Origin of the sequence: Rhodococcus sp. EPR-134 (assembly GCF_001647205.1) — a bacterium.
Taxonomy (GTDB): domain Bacteria; phylum Actinomycetota; class Actinomycetes; order Mycobacteriales; family Mycobacteriaceae; genus Rhodococcus_F; species Rhodococcus_F qingshengii.
On record NZ_LVCT01000787.1, the window covers coordinates 1 to 14,781 of the forward strand.

Annotated in this window: 15 protein-coding genes and 1 pseudogene; 6 read left to right on the top strand and 10 right to left on the bottom strand. The window is 60.2% G+C overall.

What is annotated here, in order from left to right:
- Both A2J01_RS33655 and A2J01_RS33660 read right to left on the bottom strand, forming a co-directional pair.
- A pseudogene (locus A2J01_RS33655) lies at positions 1 to 195 on the bottom strand (SAM-dependent methyltransferase); the annotation flags it as partial.
- Positions 196 to 277: 82 nt separating this feature from the next.
- Positions 278 to 1,528, bottom strand: coding sequence for an MCE family protein (locus tag A2J01_RS33660; RefSeq protein WP_020908890.1), 1,251 nt, complete (start codon positions 1,526 to 1,528; stop codon positions 278 to 280).
- Positions 1,529 to 1,866: 338 nt separating this feature from the next.
- On the opposite strand from A2J01_RS33660, the gene A2J01_RS33665 reads away from it, so the two are divergent.
- A complete protein-coding gene (locus tag A2J01_RS33665) occupies positions 1,867 to 2,178 on the top strand; it encodes an ArsR/SmtB family transcription factor (RefSeq protein WP_007733929.1) in 312 nt (103 codons plus the stop codon).
- 98 nt (positions 2,179 to 2,276) lie between these two features.
- Entirely contained in the window at positions 2,277 to 3,452 is a 1,176-nt protein-coding gene (locus A2J01_RS33670) for an MFS transporter (protein WP_064114420.1), read from the top strand.
- On the opposite strand, the gene A2J01_RS33675 is transcribed toward A2J01_RS33670, so the two are convergent.
- The 3 genes from A2J01_RS33675 to A2J01_RS33685 form a co-directional block, all read right to left on the bottom strand.
- Positions 3,419 to 4,147 carry an aspartate/glutamate racemase family protein gene (locus A2J01_RS33675; protein WP_007733934.1) on the bottom strand — a complete coding sequence of 243 codons (729 nt, stop codon included), beginning with the start codon at positions 4,145 to 4,147 and terminating at the stop codon, positions 3,419 to 3,421. The genes A2J01_RS33670 and A2J01_RS33675 overlap by 34 nt on opposite strands.
- A gap of 5 nt (positions 4,148 to 4,152) precedes the next feature.
- Entirely contained in the window at positions 4,153 to 5,727 is a 1,575-nt protein-coding gene (locus A2J01_RS33680) for an NCS1 family nucleobase:cation symporter-1 (protein ID WP_064114421.1), read from the bottom strand.
- A gap of 108 nt (positions 5,728 to 5,835) precedes the next feature.
- A complete protein-coding gene (locus A2J01_RS33685) occupies positions 5,836 to 6,561 on the bottom strand; it encodes a GntR family transcriptional regulator (protein ID WP_064114424.1) in 726 nt (241 codons plus the stop codon).
- Positions 6,562 to 6,757: 196 nt separating this feature from the next.
- On the opposite strand from A2J01_RS33685, the gene A2J01_RS33690 reads away from it, so the two are divergent.
- Positions 6,758 to 9,115, top strand: coding sequence for an ATP-binding protein (locus A2J01_RS33690; protein WP_058226164.1), 2,358 nt, complete (start codon positions 6,758 to 6,760; stop codon positions 9,113 to 9,115).
- Here A2J01_RS33690 and A2J01_RS35565 read toward each other — a convergent pair.
- Together A2J01_RS35565 and A2J01_RS33695 are read right to left on the bottom strand one after the other, a co-directional pair.
- Complete coding sequence (locus A2J01_RS35565) at positions 9,090 to 9,326, bottom strand: hypothetical protein (protein ID WP_082901004.1); 237 nt, start codon at positions 9,324 to 9,326, stop codon at positions 9,090 to 9,092. The genes A2J01_RS33690 and A2J01_RS35565 overlap by 26 nt on opposite strands.
- Positions 9,327 to 9,516: 190 nt before the next feature.
- On the bottom strand, positions 9,517 to 10,164 hold the full coding sequence (locus tag A2J01_RS33695; protein ID WP_231916226.1) for a C40 family peptidase: 648 nt from the start codon (positions 10,162 to 10,164) through the stop codon (positions 9,517 to 9,519).
- Positions 10,165 to 10,446: 282 nt separating this feature from the next.
- Between A2J01_RS33695 and A2J01_RS33700 the strand changes: the two genes are divergently transcribed.
- The 3 genes from A2J01_RS33700 (at position 10,447) to A2J01_RS33710 (ending at position 12,744) form a co-directional block, all read left to right on the top strand.
- A complete protein-coding gene (locus A2J01_RS33700; RefSeq protein WP_029256089.1) occupies positions 10,447 to 10,752 on the top strand; it encodes a DUF6412 domain-containing protein in 306 nt (101 codons plus the stop codon).
- Between the two features lie 112 nt (positions 10,753 to 10,864).
- Positions 10,865 to 11,818, top strand: coding sequence for a membrane protein insertase YidC (gene yidC / locus A2J01_RS33705; RefSeq protein WP_003939695.1), 954 nt, complete (start codon positions 10,865 to 10,867; stop codon positions 11,816 to 11,818).
- Between the two features lie 50 nt (positions 11,819 to 11,868).
- The gene (locus A2J01_RS33710) at positions 11,869 to 12,744 is read left to right on the top strand and encodes an oxidoreductase (protein ID WP_064114422.1); all 876 of its coding nucleotides are present in this window, start codon (positions 11,869 to 11,871) and stop codon (positions 12,742 to 12,744) included.
- A gap of 78 nt (positions 12,745 to 12,822) precedes the next feature.
- Here the strand turns inward: A2J01_RS33710 and A2J01_RS33715 are convergent, their stop codons facing one another.
- From A2J01_RS33715 to A2J01_RS33725, 3 genes are read right to left on the bottom strand one after another with little or no spacing between them, the layout of a single operon-like run.
- Entirely contained in the window at positions 12,823 to 13,830 is a 1,008-nt protein-coding gene (locus A2J01_RS33715; protein WP_064114423.1) for an NADP-dependent oxidoreductase, read from the bottom strand.
- Positions 13,827 to 14,255, bottom strand: a complete 429-nt coding sequence (locus A2J01_RS33720; protein WP_003939720.1) for an organic hydroperoxide resistance protein — start codon at positions 14,253 to 14,255, stop codon at positions 13,827 to 13,829. Before A2J01_RS33720 ends, A2J01_RS33715 begins: the two co-directional genes overlap by 4 nt.
- Positions 14,252 to 14,713, bottom strand: a complete 462-nt coding sequence (locus tag A2J01_RS33725; RefSeq protein ID WP_003940568.1) for a MarR family winged helix-turn-helix transcriptional regulator — start codon at positions 14,711 to 14,713, stop codon at positions 14,252 to 14,254. Before A2J01_RS33725 ends, A2J01_RS33720 begins: the two co-directional genes overlap by 4 nt.
- Positions 14,714 to 14,781: the final 68 nt, after the last annotated feature.

The following is a 14,781-nucleotide window of genomic DNA, read 5'->3' on the forward strand; positions in this document are numbered from 1 at the left end:
AGCGGCGAGGACTTCGCCGCCGCCGGTCTGGATGTCCAATGCGGCGCCGGCGCGGCCGAGACGTTCACCCATCAGCCTCTGGTACCCCCACGACGGACGCTGCTCCGTGGCGCGTCCGTCGAGCCACGAGAAATCCCACCCGTCGACGGAGGCGGATTCCGCTTCGGCGACAAGTTCGTCGAAACCTCGTGACATGCTCTGTGACTCGCCTTCAGGCGTTCCTTCCGACATCACATCATCATCGTCGCGGAGGGTCGACGGTGATAGTTGTTTACGGCTACTTCGGGGTGGCGCCGAGCATCGGTGCGAGTTGAGTGGCAATCGGGTTCAGGTTGAGCTTGTCCGGGTCCACCTTGGGCTTGCTGTCCCACGGTTGCGAGGTGTTCGGGTCGGCGAACGCGATGCGGTTGGCGCTACGAACTCCCGTTTCGCTGCCCTGAGGTGCCTGGCAGTTGGCGGCAGTGTTCAACGGGAAGTTCTGCGTCGTGTCGTCGAAGTTCGGGTCCTTGCGCTTCATCTCGTCGAGGATCGCCATGGTCCCTTCGTAACCGACGGTGCACGAGAGCGGGTTGTTGGTCTCGAGTACCAAGCCCAGATGTACTGTGCCGTCTCCCGGTGCAACGGTGGGCGCCGCCCCGGCGAGCGCAGGCAGGAAGAGCAGGAAGGGCTGCAGCGAGGGCAGTGTCGGTGCGGCTGCCGCTGCAACGGCGGAGAGGTTGGAGAGGTTGGTCGTGAGCGCGGGGCCGGCTTCGGTGACGAGAGAGCCGACTTGTTCGCTGGCCGGTATGCCGTTGTCGATCACGCGTCGGATGTCGGGGTCGCTGGTGCGCAATTGCGCCGTCAGTGCGTCGAGGTCGGTGCTGAACTGCTTGATCGCCGACGATTGATCGGACTGGGTCGTGAGCACCGTCTGGCTGTCGCGGATCAGTCCGAGGGTCTGGGGAAGGGTGTCGAGGCCCGACTGGGAGATCCCCGACAGCGAGTCGGCAAGTACCTGCAGATCTTCGCCCTTGCCGTTGAATGCCGCGCCGAGTTCTTTCGCGACGGTGTGGAGTGCGTCGACCGGAACGGAGTGCACCAGACCGTTGGCGCTGGTCAAGACATTCTCGATCGGGATCGGCGTGGTTGTGTCGCCCACGGCGATCACCGAGCCGTCTTCGAGGAACGGGCCCTGGTCGGTATCGGGCTGAAGGTCGACGTACTGCTCGCCGATGGCTGAGCGATTGGCCACCACGGCCCGCGCGGATGCGGGAATCTGCGGAGCACTGCTGTCGATCAACAGGTCGACTTCGATTCCGTCGGACGTGAGCGACATGTCACCGACGCGTCCGACGGGTACACCGCGATAGGTCACTTCGGCGTTGGTGAAGATGCCACCGGACGTCGCCAGTTCGGTTTTGACCGTGTATTGGCCGAATCCCAGAAGATTGTCCAGCCGTACGTATTTCGCTCCGACATAGATCAAGCCCAGGAGTGCAACCACGACGAGGGCGACCAGCTGCCATTTGGCGAGCTTCGACATCACCATGAGGTGAGGACCCTGAACTGATGCGGTGTGTTCATGGTTCGACTCCCGAATGACAAGCCGGGTACGGCTGGTGTTGAGCGAATTGTGTTCACCCACGGACGTTCTGAGGTGAACCGGAAACTTCCGGCAATTCGTTGTTGGCGATAACTATAAACAAGTCGTCACAGATAGAAAGTCGGCGCTGAGATTTCCGCAGGTCGTCGAAACGTAAGTGTCGCAGCTCACTTCGAATGCTTCGATGTGATGCAGACGGCTTTCGGTCCGAATCGGGCTTGACTTCGCCAAACATATCCACAAAAGTAGATGCGTTCCGGTTGTCGTGCAGAGGGGTGTGGTCCATGGATGCTTTGGCGATCTTCAAGGCGCTGTCCAACCCGACTCGCCTGCAGATCATGGAGTGGCTCGCGCATCCGGCGAAGTATTTCGACGAGGACTCGTATACGCAGCAGGATCTCGGGTTTCACATCGGAGTCTGTGTCGGTGACATCCAGGGGCGATCGGGACTTGCCCAGTCGGTGATCTCGGGGTACCTGCAGGGCATGAAAGACGTGGGTCTGCTCGAGTCCGAGCGCATCGGGAAGTGGACGTATTACCGACGAAACGAATCCGTGATCGGCGAGTTCAGGGAATTCGTTCGCGAAAAGCTGTAGCGGCCGAATTGCCCTCGTCGGCCTGTTTGTTCAACCAAATATATCTACATATCTAGATATGTAACTGTCTTGTGTGACGTAGTAGTGAGGAGTGTGTCGTGAAGTCGAAATTGTTGATACCGGTTCTGGCGTTGGGTGTATTCGGAATCATCACTACGGAGATGGGCATTATCGGGGTTCTGCCTCAGATCAGCGAAAAGTTCGGTATCACCGCGTCGACTGCCGGATGGTTGGTCGGTGTGTTTGCACTCGTCGTGGCGGTGACCGGTCCGTTCACAACGCTGATCACCTCGGAAATCAACAGGAGAACCGTTCTGTTGGTAGCGATTGCAGTCTTTGCGGTCTCCAATGTGGTGTATGCGACCACATCGAGTTTCGAGGTGATGTTTGCATTTCGGATCATCCCCGCCGTGGTTCATCCGGTCTTCTTCGCTGTCGCGCTTGCAAGTGCGGTTCGTCTGGTATCGCCGGAACAGGCGACCGCCGCGGTGACCAAGGTATTTGCAGGCGTCACAGTCGGATTCGCGTTCGGCGTGCCCTTGACGTCCTATTTGGCCGAGAACTTTTCGGTGTCGACAGCATTCGTGTTCGGCGCCGTGGTCAACGTTCTCGCGTTTCTCGGGATTGTCGTACTTCTGCCCTCGGCTCCTGTGACACAACGCCTGTCGTACGGTGCACAGGTCGGGATACTTCGCCGGCCGCGCGTGTGGTTGACCATTCTTTCCGTCACCTTCGTCTTCGCAGCCATGTTCTCGGTGTACGGATACTTTGCCGAATACCTCGGCGAGGTGACCGGCATGAGCGGATCGTGGATCAGCGCGATGCTATTGGCTTTCGGTGTCGTGATGATCTTCGGCAACTTCGTCTTCGGGGCTCTGCTCGCCAAGGGGGTGGTGCGCACGGTTGTGGCTTTTCCCTTGCTGTATATCGTCGTCTACGTGATGCTCTATCTGGCGGGCCCGTACTTCGGCGCGATGGTTGTAGCCGTGTTGGTTTGGGGTGTAGTGCATTCCGGTGGACTGGTGGTTTCGCAGAGCTGGATGGGGCGAGACGCAGTCGACGCGCCTGAATTCGGCAACAGCCTTTTCATCTCGTTCTCCAACCTGGGGATCACGCTCGGCACTGCGGTCGGTGGACTGTTTCTCGCGCATTTCGAAACCCGCCAATTAGTCTGGGCTGGAGTATTGTTCGCGATCCTGGCGCTGCTGGTGACAGGTGTTCGACTCTCGCTCAGGCACGCTCACAGCGAGAACGGTGTCAGTGTACCGGTGTAGTTCTTGGGAAGTGGGCGTGCGAACTCGCCGCGCGAACTGGTCGACAGCCCGAGGGTGACCAACGACTGAACCATCGTGACCCCAGCGGCAACGCCGTCGACTACCGGGACACCCAGTTCGTCGGACAAGTCCTGGCACAGGTCCGCCATGCCGGCGCAACCCAGCACGAGGACGTCCGAGTCGTCTTGCTCCAATGCGTCGAAACAGGCTTCCAAGATCACCTTTCGCGCGTCGGGATCACGATCGAGTTCCAGAACCGGAATCTCGCAGGAGTGGATACCCCGGCACCGAGCCTGCATGCCGTACCGGTCCACCAGATCGGCTGCGCGGCCGCGGGTTCGACCGAGAGTGGTCACGATGCTGAATCCGCGACCCAGGAAACTTGCGTAGTTCATGGCCGCTTCGGCAACAGCTACGACGGGGCCCTTGGCCAACTCTCGGGCTGCATCAAGACCTGGGTCACCGAAGCAAGCGATGACGTAGCCGTCGACTTCGTTCTTTTCTCCGGCGGCGATCTCGGTCAGGATTCCGGGGACGCTGAGAGCTTCGTCGTAGTGGCTTTCGATCGACGCGGGACCCATGGCAGGGCTGACAGCCTCGACGAATGTGCCCGAGCCTGCGACGGTCCGGGCACATTCCTCGATCTTGGCGGTCATCGCCCACGTGGTGTTGGGGTTGATCACCTTGATTCTCATGACGATCAGTCGACCGTCACAGTGTCGGGAGAGGAAGCATTCCGGACAGCTGAGGAAGAGCGCGCGGCGAGTAGGTAATAGACGGTGAATCCGAGCCCACAACCGATGAACCAGCTGTACTGCGCTGCGGTGTACATCCCGGTGAGGTCCTTGCCCAGGACCGGGACCATCGCGACGACGGCTCCCACCACGGTGGCGATCACTGCAGCAGGGTTGTATCCCTTGCTGTACCAGTAGGTTCCGGTCGGCGACATGCTGAACAGTTCGTCGACGATGACCTTCTGCATGCGCACGAGGTAGTAGTCGGCAATCAGAATTCCGAACAGCGGACCGATGAAGGCTCCGAGGGTTTCGAGTGTGTAGTGAATGACGTCCGGATTGTTGTACAAGTTCCACGGCGTGATGAGGATCGAGCCGATCGCTGCGATCATTCCGCCGGCGCGCCAGCTGATCTTCTGCGGACTCACGTTGGAGAAGTCGAAGGCCGGGGAAATGAAGTTGGCCACGATGTTGATGCCGATCGTGGCGATGGTGAAGGTGAGTGCGCCGAGAACGATGGCGAAGGTGCTGTCGATTCGTGCAACGGTCGCAACGGGATCGGTGATCAGTTCGCCGTACACCGGCAGCGTCAACGATGCAGTGACGACGACCAACACCGAGAATACGAGGAAGTTCAACGGCAAACCGAGGAAGTTGCCCTTCTTGACGGCAGCGAACGACTTTCCGTAGCGGGAGAAGTCGCCGAAGTTGAGCATCGGTCCGGAGAAGTACGAGACAACCAGAGCGATCGCACCGAGCATGACCGGCACGGCGTCGAAACCCGAGTACTTGACGTCGCCGAGCGTGAGATCGATGGCGCTCCAGCCTGCCTTGTAGATCAGGTAGCCGCACAGCATGAACATCACGACATACACAGCCGGCCCGCAGAAGTCGATGAAGCGGCGGATCGATTCCATGCCTCGCCAGAAGACACAGGCCTGAAGTACCCACAGGAGCATGAAACTTCCCCAGCCCAGTGCGGAGAGTCCGGCGAATCCGTAGTCTTCGACGACGGCATAGGGCGCGAGTGACGGAAAGAGTTTGATCAGTACGACATCGAGGGCTGCTGAAGCGAGGAAGGTTTGAATTCCATACCAAGCCACGGCAATCAGGCCACGAATGATTGCCGGGATGTTCGCGCCGAGGACGCCGAACACGCTGCGGCAGATCACCGGATACGGCACGCCGGTAACTTGGCTGGGCTTGGCGACGAGATTGCAGAAGAAGTAGACGATCGTGATACCGACCAGCAGGGCGACGAGTACTTGCCAGCTGGCCAATCCCAGTGCGAAAAGACTACCGGCAGTGACATATCCGCCGACGCTGTGTACGTCGGACATCCAGAAGGCGAAGATGTTGTACGACGACCAGGTCTGCTTGCGAAGCGGCGCCAAGTCCTCGTTGGTCAAACGAGGGTCGTAGCCCGGCTTGATCAGGCCGCTTCCGACAGGGTGACCCGCGGCTTCGACAAGGTCACCCGATCCGGTTTCCTTTGGGGGAGTGGGGGTAGTGGTCGTTCGGGACGGAAGAATGTCGGTCATGACAGCTCCTGTGCATCAGTGCAGGAAATCAGCGGACGGTGCCACGAGCTCTCAGCGTCAGTGATGAAAACTGTGTTGAGAGAAAGGTATCGATGCTGTGTTGCACGACTATTGCGCGATCGGTATATCTTTTTCGGCCAATAGACCGGTGTCTGTCGGTAGAGTCGCGATCACGGTATCGAGTCGGCGATGATGGATTTCGGAAGCGCTCAGAAGTGCGGATGCGTCCCGACGCAGGAATGCGTCCAGCATCGCGGTGTGATCGGAGTGCAGAACCCGGCGATCGACGCCGGCAACATGGACCATCGGCTGTACTGGTTCGGTGATGTTCCAGGCAGCTTCGAACATGTGCAGAAGTCGAAGCATCTGAGACGGTCGGGTCAGTGCGAGATGAAAGTTTCGGCTCTCGCAGTGATAGGACTGAGAGTCGTCGTAGCGCAATGCGATCTCCAAACGGGAGTTCACCTCGACGGCGTGTTCGTGATCCTCTTCGGTTGCCTGCTCGACGGCGACGGCCAATGCAGCTGATTCGAGAGTTTCGCGGACGATGTACATCTCTCGCAGTTCTGCCGGCGTCAGCTGAGCAACGGTGTAGCCGAATTGATGTCGATGGTCGACCAAGGACTCTCCGACCAGTGTTTTCAGTGATTCCCGCACAGGTATTCGACTGACACCGAACACATCAGCCACGTCGCCGAGAGGAATCGGGGTACCCGGAGGCGCCGAACCCGACAGAATCACTCGCCGCAGTTCGTCGAGGATCGTTTGTTGTGGACTTCCGGGAGCATCGATTACCAGTTGCGTCAGCAGTACCGATCTACGGCGCGGCGGCATGTCGGTCTCCCTTCGTCTGTCTGCCAGAGTAGGAATACGTTGTTTCGTCTGCGTGACGCCGGTGTGGCCGTCGTGCATCTCGCACTCGGGGGAGAACAAGTGGGCTCCGATCACATGCTCGCGTGAGTGCTGCTCGGGAGGCCGATCGTGGGGGTAGCGTTGTTGTGTAGTGGTATGGCAGAAAGCGAGTCGGTCGATGGCATCCGCTGTGCGCTCAGAAGCCGACCAGCGAGTTGTCGGCAACCTGCCCTTGGAGCTGACGAGTTTCGTCGGTCGTCGGCGTGAGTTGGCCGACGCCAGGAGATTGTTCGAGACGTCCCGTTTGTTGACACTCACCGGGATCGGTGGCGTGGGCAAGACACGGCTCGCGATCCGACTTGCGGGCGCGTTGCAAAGGGTGTTTCGAGACGGTGCCTGGTTGGTGGAACTGGGGGAGCAGACAGATTCGGATCTCCTCGAAGATCATGTCGCCGTGACCCTTGGTGTCCGGTCGGTCTCGTCGGCGGACCCGCTGCAGGCATTGATCGACTACTGCGCCGATCGGAGTCTGCTGTTGGTGCTCGACAACTGTGAACATCTGGTCGATGCCGTCGCTGTGTTCGTAGGCGCGATCCTACGGCGATGTGCCGGCGTCAAGATCCTGGCGACGAGCCGCGAATCGCTGGGCCTGGGCGGTGAGGTGACGATGCGCGTTCCCTCACTCACCACACCGCAGCAACAGCCGCCCGAATTCGAGGGAATTGCCCAGTACGAATCGGTGTCGTTGTTCACCGAGCGTGCGGCTTCCGTCGTACCTGGTTTCACCCTCACCGAGGAGAACAAGCGCGCCGTTGCGCATATCTGTCACGACTTGGATGGACTCCCACTTCCGATCGAACTGGCGGCAGCTCGCCTGCGTGGTATGTCTGCTGAGCAGATCATGAACAGGCTCTCGGATCGATACCGACTTCTTACAACGGGTGGACGCGACGTTCCGAGTCGTCAACAGACGCTGCGATTGTCGATCGATTGGAGTTACGACCTCTGCTCGCCAACCGAACAGCAGTTGTGGGGGAGGTTGTCGGTGTTCTCGGGTGGGTTCGATCTCGATGCCGCTGAGGGCGTGTGTGGGCAGGACATGAATTCGACCGAAGTGCTCGATCTCGTCACCGCGTTGGTCGAGAAGTCCATCCTGATTCGTGAGGAAACCGACGGGGATGTTCGGTACCACCTCCTCGACCTACTCCGCGAGTACGGACATGAAAAGTTGGAGTCCGCCGGTGAGTATTCCGCTCTGCGTCGAAGCCATCGTGATTGGTTCGAGGCACTGGTCGTTCATGCGGAAGCCGAGTGGATCAGTGGCCGGCAAGCTGCCTGGATCGCAAGGCTCGGTCGTGAACAGCGCAACGTCAACGATGCGTTGGAGTACTCGATTTCCACTGCCGGAGAGGCGCGATCTGCAACGCGAATGGTCGGTGCGTTGTACAGATTCTGGCTTGCAGGTGGATTACTTGTGCAGGCGCGTTACTGGACGGATCGAGCCTTGAATGCAGAGGATCGAGAGCTGGATCCGTTCCGAGTGGATGTCTTGGCCATCGACGCCGTGAATCACGCGATGCAGGGGGAGCTCGAACGGGCAGAAGAGTTGGTCGACGAGAGTTGGCGCCTGGCAAACGACTTGGCGGATGTGCGCTCGCGCGGCTTGGCGACGTGGGGAGACGGATACGTCGATACCTTCAGAGGTAACTTCGATACCGCTACAGCCAAGCTGGAATCCGCGTTGACGCTGTTTCGACTCGACAAGAATCTGCTGCATGTTGTGATCGGCCTGGACACCTTGGGAGTCGCGTACTTCCTGTCCGGCGCTCTTGATCGCTCTGTGGAGTGCAACGAAGAGATTCTCGCGATCACCGTGCCCGCCGACGAGATGATGTTCCAGGCATTTGCGCTGGGAACTCTCGGGCTCGTGAGCTGGCTCCGAGGTGAATTGGATGCCGCAAGTGACTATTTGACTCGAAGTCTGAGAATTCTCGATGCCCCGATGAACTCGGCGTGGTGTATCGAGCCGTTGGCGTGGATTGCTGCAGCGCAACGTGATTGGAAGCATGCAGCGGTTCTGCTCGGCGCGGCAGCCATGTATTGGCAGAAGGTCGGGGGACGGCTGGCGGGCCTGCCGGGTTTGTCAGCTCATCACGACACTGCTGCAGAGACTGCTCGCAAAGCCATGGGTGACGATGCTTTCGACAAGTCGTTTCGCAGCGGGTTTGCGATGTCCGAGGGTGAAGCTGTCGCATATGCGCTCGACAAGCGCTCCAGTGTCACTACTGCGTCGTCGGCTGAAGGGCCTCACCTCACTCCTCGTGAGCAGCAAGTTGCGGAACTGGTTGCCCAAGGGTTGACCAATCGCGCGATTGCGGAGCACTTGGTAATCTCGCTGCGCACCGCTCAGGGACACGTGGAACACGTACTGACAAAACTGGGATTCAGTTCCAGAGCGCAGATCGCAGCGTGGTACGTCTCGACCGCGCAGGAGCGTGACTCGCGTGAGGTCAATGGCTCAGCAGGCCGGAGTTGACGTCCGATAGCAGTTCACCACGGTCGTCGCCGCACAAGCAGAACAGCGGGTAGCGCTTACCTTCTTCACGCCCCTGAAACGACACTCTTAGCGGTCCAGGCGCATCCGCGCGAGGGGATTCGGTGAGGAAAGTGTACAGCCACGGCCCCTCGTCCAATTCCACGATGGCGAGAACGGTCGAGGGGTCGCCGTGAACCGTTCGCCAGGACACGACAGTGCCGTCTCCGCAACACCGCGTCACGTCCAACCGCGCCCCACGGCACCTGGCGCAGACCGCGCTCGCGGGCGAGAGGATGACATCACATTCCGCGCAATGGGGGAGTGTCAATCGTTCGGCTCGCGACGAGCGATTCGAATATCGCCGCGATACACGCTGTTTCATCGAGCTTGCGGGATTCATGTCAGTAACGTCGGGCGAGGTAGTACGGCATCGAGTCCACGGGTGCGCGTTCGACTGACTCCCCGGACGTCGGGGCGTGAACGATCTCACCGCCTCCGGCGTAGATCCCCACATGCTCCCCGCCGTAGTACAGGACCACGTCACCCGGCTGTAGATCGTCCCGGGAAACTGGAGTGCCGCCAACCGCCTGGTCGTAGCTGGTTCGCGGAATCGAAACGCCCGCTTGTGCATAGGCCCATTGAACGAGACCGGAGCAGTCGAACGAGTCCGGCCCGGTCGCGCCCCAGACGTACGGAGCGCCGATCTTGGACTCTGCGGCTGCCAATACGCGGCCTGTATCCGAGGAAGCGAAAGCTGACACCTTCGCCGGATTCGTGTCGACGGAAACTGCGGCGATGTTCCAGTCCCGAAGCACGGGGGCCTGAGCGTTCGCGGTGTCGATACTCACGGCAAGGGTTGTCAGGGAAAGAACGCCGACGACAAGCGCTCGTCCGAGTGCATGCTTCTTCGTGCGGGGGTCGGTGAATCGGTGGTGCGACATTTCTTGTGTTGCCTTTGCGTCGATGCGTCCCGAAGCAGGTGTCCAGCTGGGTGTGATCGGGCTTCGGCTTGCGACACTCAGCCTGGTTGCGCCTCGACGTGTTCGCATCGGTCAGTTGGACGGGGTGCATACCTGTTTCGAGCGGCATTGTGGGTGCAAGGCCTGTTGATCGATCGCGAGAACTTCGACGGACTTTCGTGATCCGAATCAAGGAGGGCACGGCGGCCGGCCTCACCCCGGCTCCGGTCAGGCGATTCGCAGCGGGAGCGCCGAACGCTCAACAGTGGCACGGTCGGATGGACCACGATCCTGCGCACAAATGGCTGCGCGAACAAGTACGTGAGGCAAGCGTCTGGCTGGATTCGGCGGACGTTCTGTACTCTCGCAGTCATGCAACAGCGGAGCACAGGAACGGTGACACGGTCACTGTTGCTGCTTCTGCTGCCGTTCATCGCTCTTCTCGCAGTGCCTCCGCTTGGTTCCTCGGGTAGCGCCGCGGTGCTGGGAACTGCGATTGCCGTGTTCGTGGTCGCTGCGCTCGCAACTTCCTCGAAGTACGAACTTCTGCAACTGTGCGCGGTTTCGGCCACTGGCCCGTCTGATGACGAACGCTGCCTGCGTGGTGCTTTCCGCAGGCAGAGCAGCCCGGACGCGCCCGGTCGTCCGCAACCTCGAGCTCCGGGAATCGGTCTGTAGATCGGCAGTCGGCGGGTGTGAACTCGTCGTAGGTCGGTCAGACGTCTTGCGTCCACGACAATTCCCGCGCTCTCATCTCTCTGAGCGTGCCTTTCGGTGAGGTTCATTCGTCATGCTCGATTTTGTCTACTACCCCGTGTCCGGAATCCTCTGGTTCTGGCACAAGGTCTTCTCACTGGTCTCCGGATCACCCGACAACGGCGTCGTGTGGGCGTTGTCGGTCGTATTTCTCGTCTTCACGCTCAAAGCCCTGCTGTTCAAACCCTTCGTCAAGCAGGTCCGCACTCAACTGGTGATGCAGAAGCTGCAACCTCAGATCAAGGCGTTGCAGAAGAAGTATTCGGGTGACCGGCAGAAACTCACTGTAGAGATGGCCAAGCTGCAGAAAGAACATAATTACAGTCCGTTGCTCGGCTGTCTGCCGATGCTGGTTCAGGCACCGGTGTTCATTGGTCTTTATCACGTCCTGCGATCGTTCAATCGGACCGGAGCGGCATCGCACGTCCCGTTTCTGAGCCCGACCGAACCGATGTCGGTGGCGGACAACGCGAACACGGCCAACTACTTCTTCAGTGCCTCGGATGTGCAGTCTTTTCTCGACGCCAAACTGTTCGGCGCACCGTTGTCCGCCATGATTTCGAGCCCGGCAGCACAACTGGAAGCATTCGGCGACGTCAGCCGTATCTCCATCATTCTGGTAGCTGTACCGCTGATGATATTTGCCGCCGTCGCTACACATTTCACATCGCGGGCATCCATCGCGCGCCAAGTGGACACCGGAACCGTCAACCCTCAAACAGCGATCATGAACAAGCTCGCATTGTGGGTGTTTCCGGTGGGGGTGATCGCTTTCGGTGCGTTCGCGCCTGTGGCGATCCTGCTGTATTTCGTGAGTAACAACTGCTGGACGCTGGGACAACAGCATTTTGTGTACGGACGCATCGCTGCGGAGCAGAAGGAAGCCGAATCGTCGCCGACTCCCGGAATGACCGCGCCCCCGTCGCCCAGAGTGGCTGCACCGCCGCTGCCGGGCGCCAAGCCCATCCGCGCCAAGCGCAGGCGATGACGGAAAGCGACCCCTCCCTACCAGCGAGTAAGGCACGTACGCTGGAAAGCATGACCAAATGGACCGCAGAAAACGTAGTCGATCAGACCGGCCGCACATTTGTCGTCACGGGGGCGAACAGCGGACTGGGTGAGGTAGTCGCACGAGCGCTGGGCAAAGCCGGGGCCGACGTCGTCCTCGCCTGTCGTGACACCACGAAGGCCGACGCCGTAGCCGCCGAGATCGGGCCCAACGCGGTTGTCCGCAAATTGGACCTCTCGGATCTGTCGTCGGTACGAGCCTTCGCCGACGCAACGGAGAAGGTCGACGTCCTGGTGAACAACGCCGGCGTGATGGCGGTTCCGTTCCGCCGGACGGTCGACGGATTCGAAATGCAGATCGGCACAAACCATCTCGGACACTTCGCATTGACCGGATTGCTGAAGGACAAGCTCACCGATCGTGTCGTGACGATGTCCAGTGCCCTGCATCAGCTCGGAACTGTCGATCTGGACGATCTCAATTTCGAGCGTCGGAAGTACAACCGATGGTTGGCCTACGGGCAGTCCAAGCTTGCCAATCTGTTGTTCACGTACGAACTTCAACGCAGGTTCGCGGCGTCGGGATCTTCGCTCAAAGCGCTCGCTTCGCATCCGGGATACGCGTCGACGAACCTGCAGGGGCACACCGAGTCGATCCAGGACAAGCTGATGGGAATCGGCAATTCGATCTTCGCGCAGTCCGCGGAGATGGGCGCCCTTCCCGAACTGTGGGCGGCAACCGCGCCGGATGCCTTCGGCGGCAGTTACATCGGACCGGACGGTCCGTTCGAGCAGCGAGGGTATCCGAAGGTCGTGGGGTCGAACAAGAAGTCACACGATACGAAGACAGCCTCGGGTTTGTGGACACTGTCGGAGAAGTTGACCGGAGTCTCGTTCGGGATTTGATTCAGATATGAAGGTGGCCGCGAACTTCGAGAAGTTCGCGGCCACTTTCATATCCGTTCGAGCTAGATGTTGTTCGGGTTACAGCGTGACAACCATCTTGCCGGTGTTCGCGCCGCGCATCAGGTCGATGAACGCTTGCGGTGCATTCTCCAGACCTTCGACGATGGTCTCGTCCCACTGAATCTTGTTGTCGGCGAGCCACCCTGCCATGTGGGTGCGGAATTCGCCACCGAGGTGACGGTAGCCGCCCACGAGGAATCCGCGCAGTGTGAGCTGCTTGCCGATCACCAGTGCCAGGTTGTGGGGAGCGGTGGGCTTCGCGGTGGTGTTGTACTGAGCGATGGCTCCGCACAGGGCAATCCGGCCACCCTGGTTCATGGCATCGATTGCGGCTTCGAGATGCTCGCCACCGACGTTGTCGAAGTACACGTCGATGCCGTCAGGGGCGGCAGCGGCGAGTAGTTCGGTGATCGGGCCGTCGTGGTAGTCGAATGCCGCATCGAATCCGAGTTCGAGAAGTCGGGCAACCTTCGCCGGTGAACCGGCGCTACCGATTACTCGCTTCGCTCCGAGCAACTTGGCGATCTGACCGACGAGCGATCCGACGGCACCTGCTGCGCCGGAGACGAATACGGTATCGCCTTCCTTGAACTCCGCAACCGCGGTGAGGCCGGCATACGCGGTGAGGCCAGTCATGCCGAGGGCACCCAGGTAGGCCGTCGCCGGCGCGATGGACGTGTCGGCCGGAGTCACTGCGGATCCGTCGAGGATGGCGTATTCACGCCATCCGAGGCCGTGGACGACGACGTCGCCCACGGCGCGATCAGCCGACTTGGATTCGACGACCTCGCCGACGGCACCACCGTCGAGCGGCGCACCGACCTGGAACGGCGGAAGGTAGGACTTCACGTCGTTCATTCGGCCGCGCATGTACGGGTCGACGGAGATGGCGATGTTGCGGACCAGGATCTGGCCGTCTTCGAGTTCGGGGAGTTCTACTTCGGCGGTGGCGAAGTTCTCCGACGTGGGCCAACCGTTCGGGCGTGAAGCGAGACGGATTTCCCGGCTGAAAGTGGTAGTGCTCATTCGTCGTCCTTACTTACTTCGAGGGTGACCTCGATGTTGCCGCGAGTTGCATTGGAGTACGGGCACACCTGGTGTGCCTTCTCCGTCAGCTCGACGGCCTGATCATGGGGTAGATGGGGGAGTGAAACCTCCAGCGTCACAGCGAGTCCGAAGCCTCCTGCACCGTTGGGGCCGATGCCGACCCGCGCGCCGACTGCGGAATCAGCCACGTTGGCCTTCTCGGCACGGGCGACCATCTGCAGAGCGGAGTGGAAGCATGCTGCGTATCCGGCGGCAAAGAGCTGCTCGGGGTTGGTGCCTTCGCCGCTGCCACCCATTTCCTTGGGAATGGCGAGGCCGAGATCGAGGCGTCCGTCCGAGGTGCGAGCGTGACCGTTGCGGCCTTCGCCGGTGGCAAGTGCTTCTGCGGTGTAGACGATGTTCATGACTTCTTCTTTCCGTCGGAGTGGGCGTTGGATGCTTGAAGTGACTCACCGAGACGAGTGAGAACGTCTCGGAGTTCGGTGAGTTCGTCGTTACTCAGACCAGTGGCGCCTGCGAGCTTGGCCGGGATGTCCTCGGCCTTGCTACGCAAGGTGGAACCCGCCTCGGTCAGGTGAATCTCGACGCGACGCTCGTCGGTGGTGAGGCGTCGGCGCTCGATGAATCCCAGACCCTCGAGCCTCTTGAGCAGCGGCGACAGAGTTCCGGTATCGAGATCGAGTGCCTCACAGATCTCACGCACCCCGCGGCCGTCTCGTTCCCAGAGTGTCAACAGGACGAGGTACTGGGGATACGTGATTCCCAGGTCGTCGAGCATCGCCCGGTACGCGGCCGTCGTGGCCCGCGACGCCGAATAGAGGGCGAAGCAGACCTGGCGTTCGAGGGCGAGTGGGTTGGTCACGAGAACAACTGTAGCGCACAGTTAAGTTGTGCACAACAAAGAAGTGTCAAATAGATCTACGGATAGGC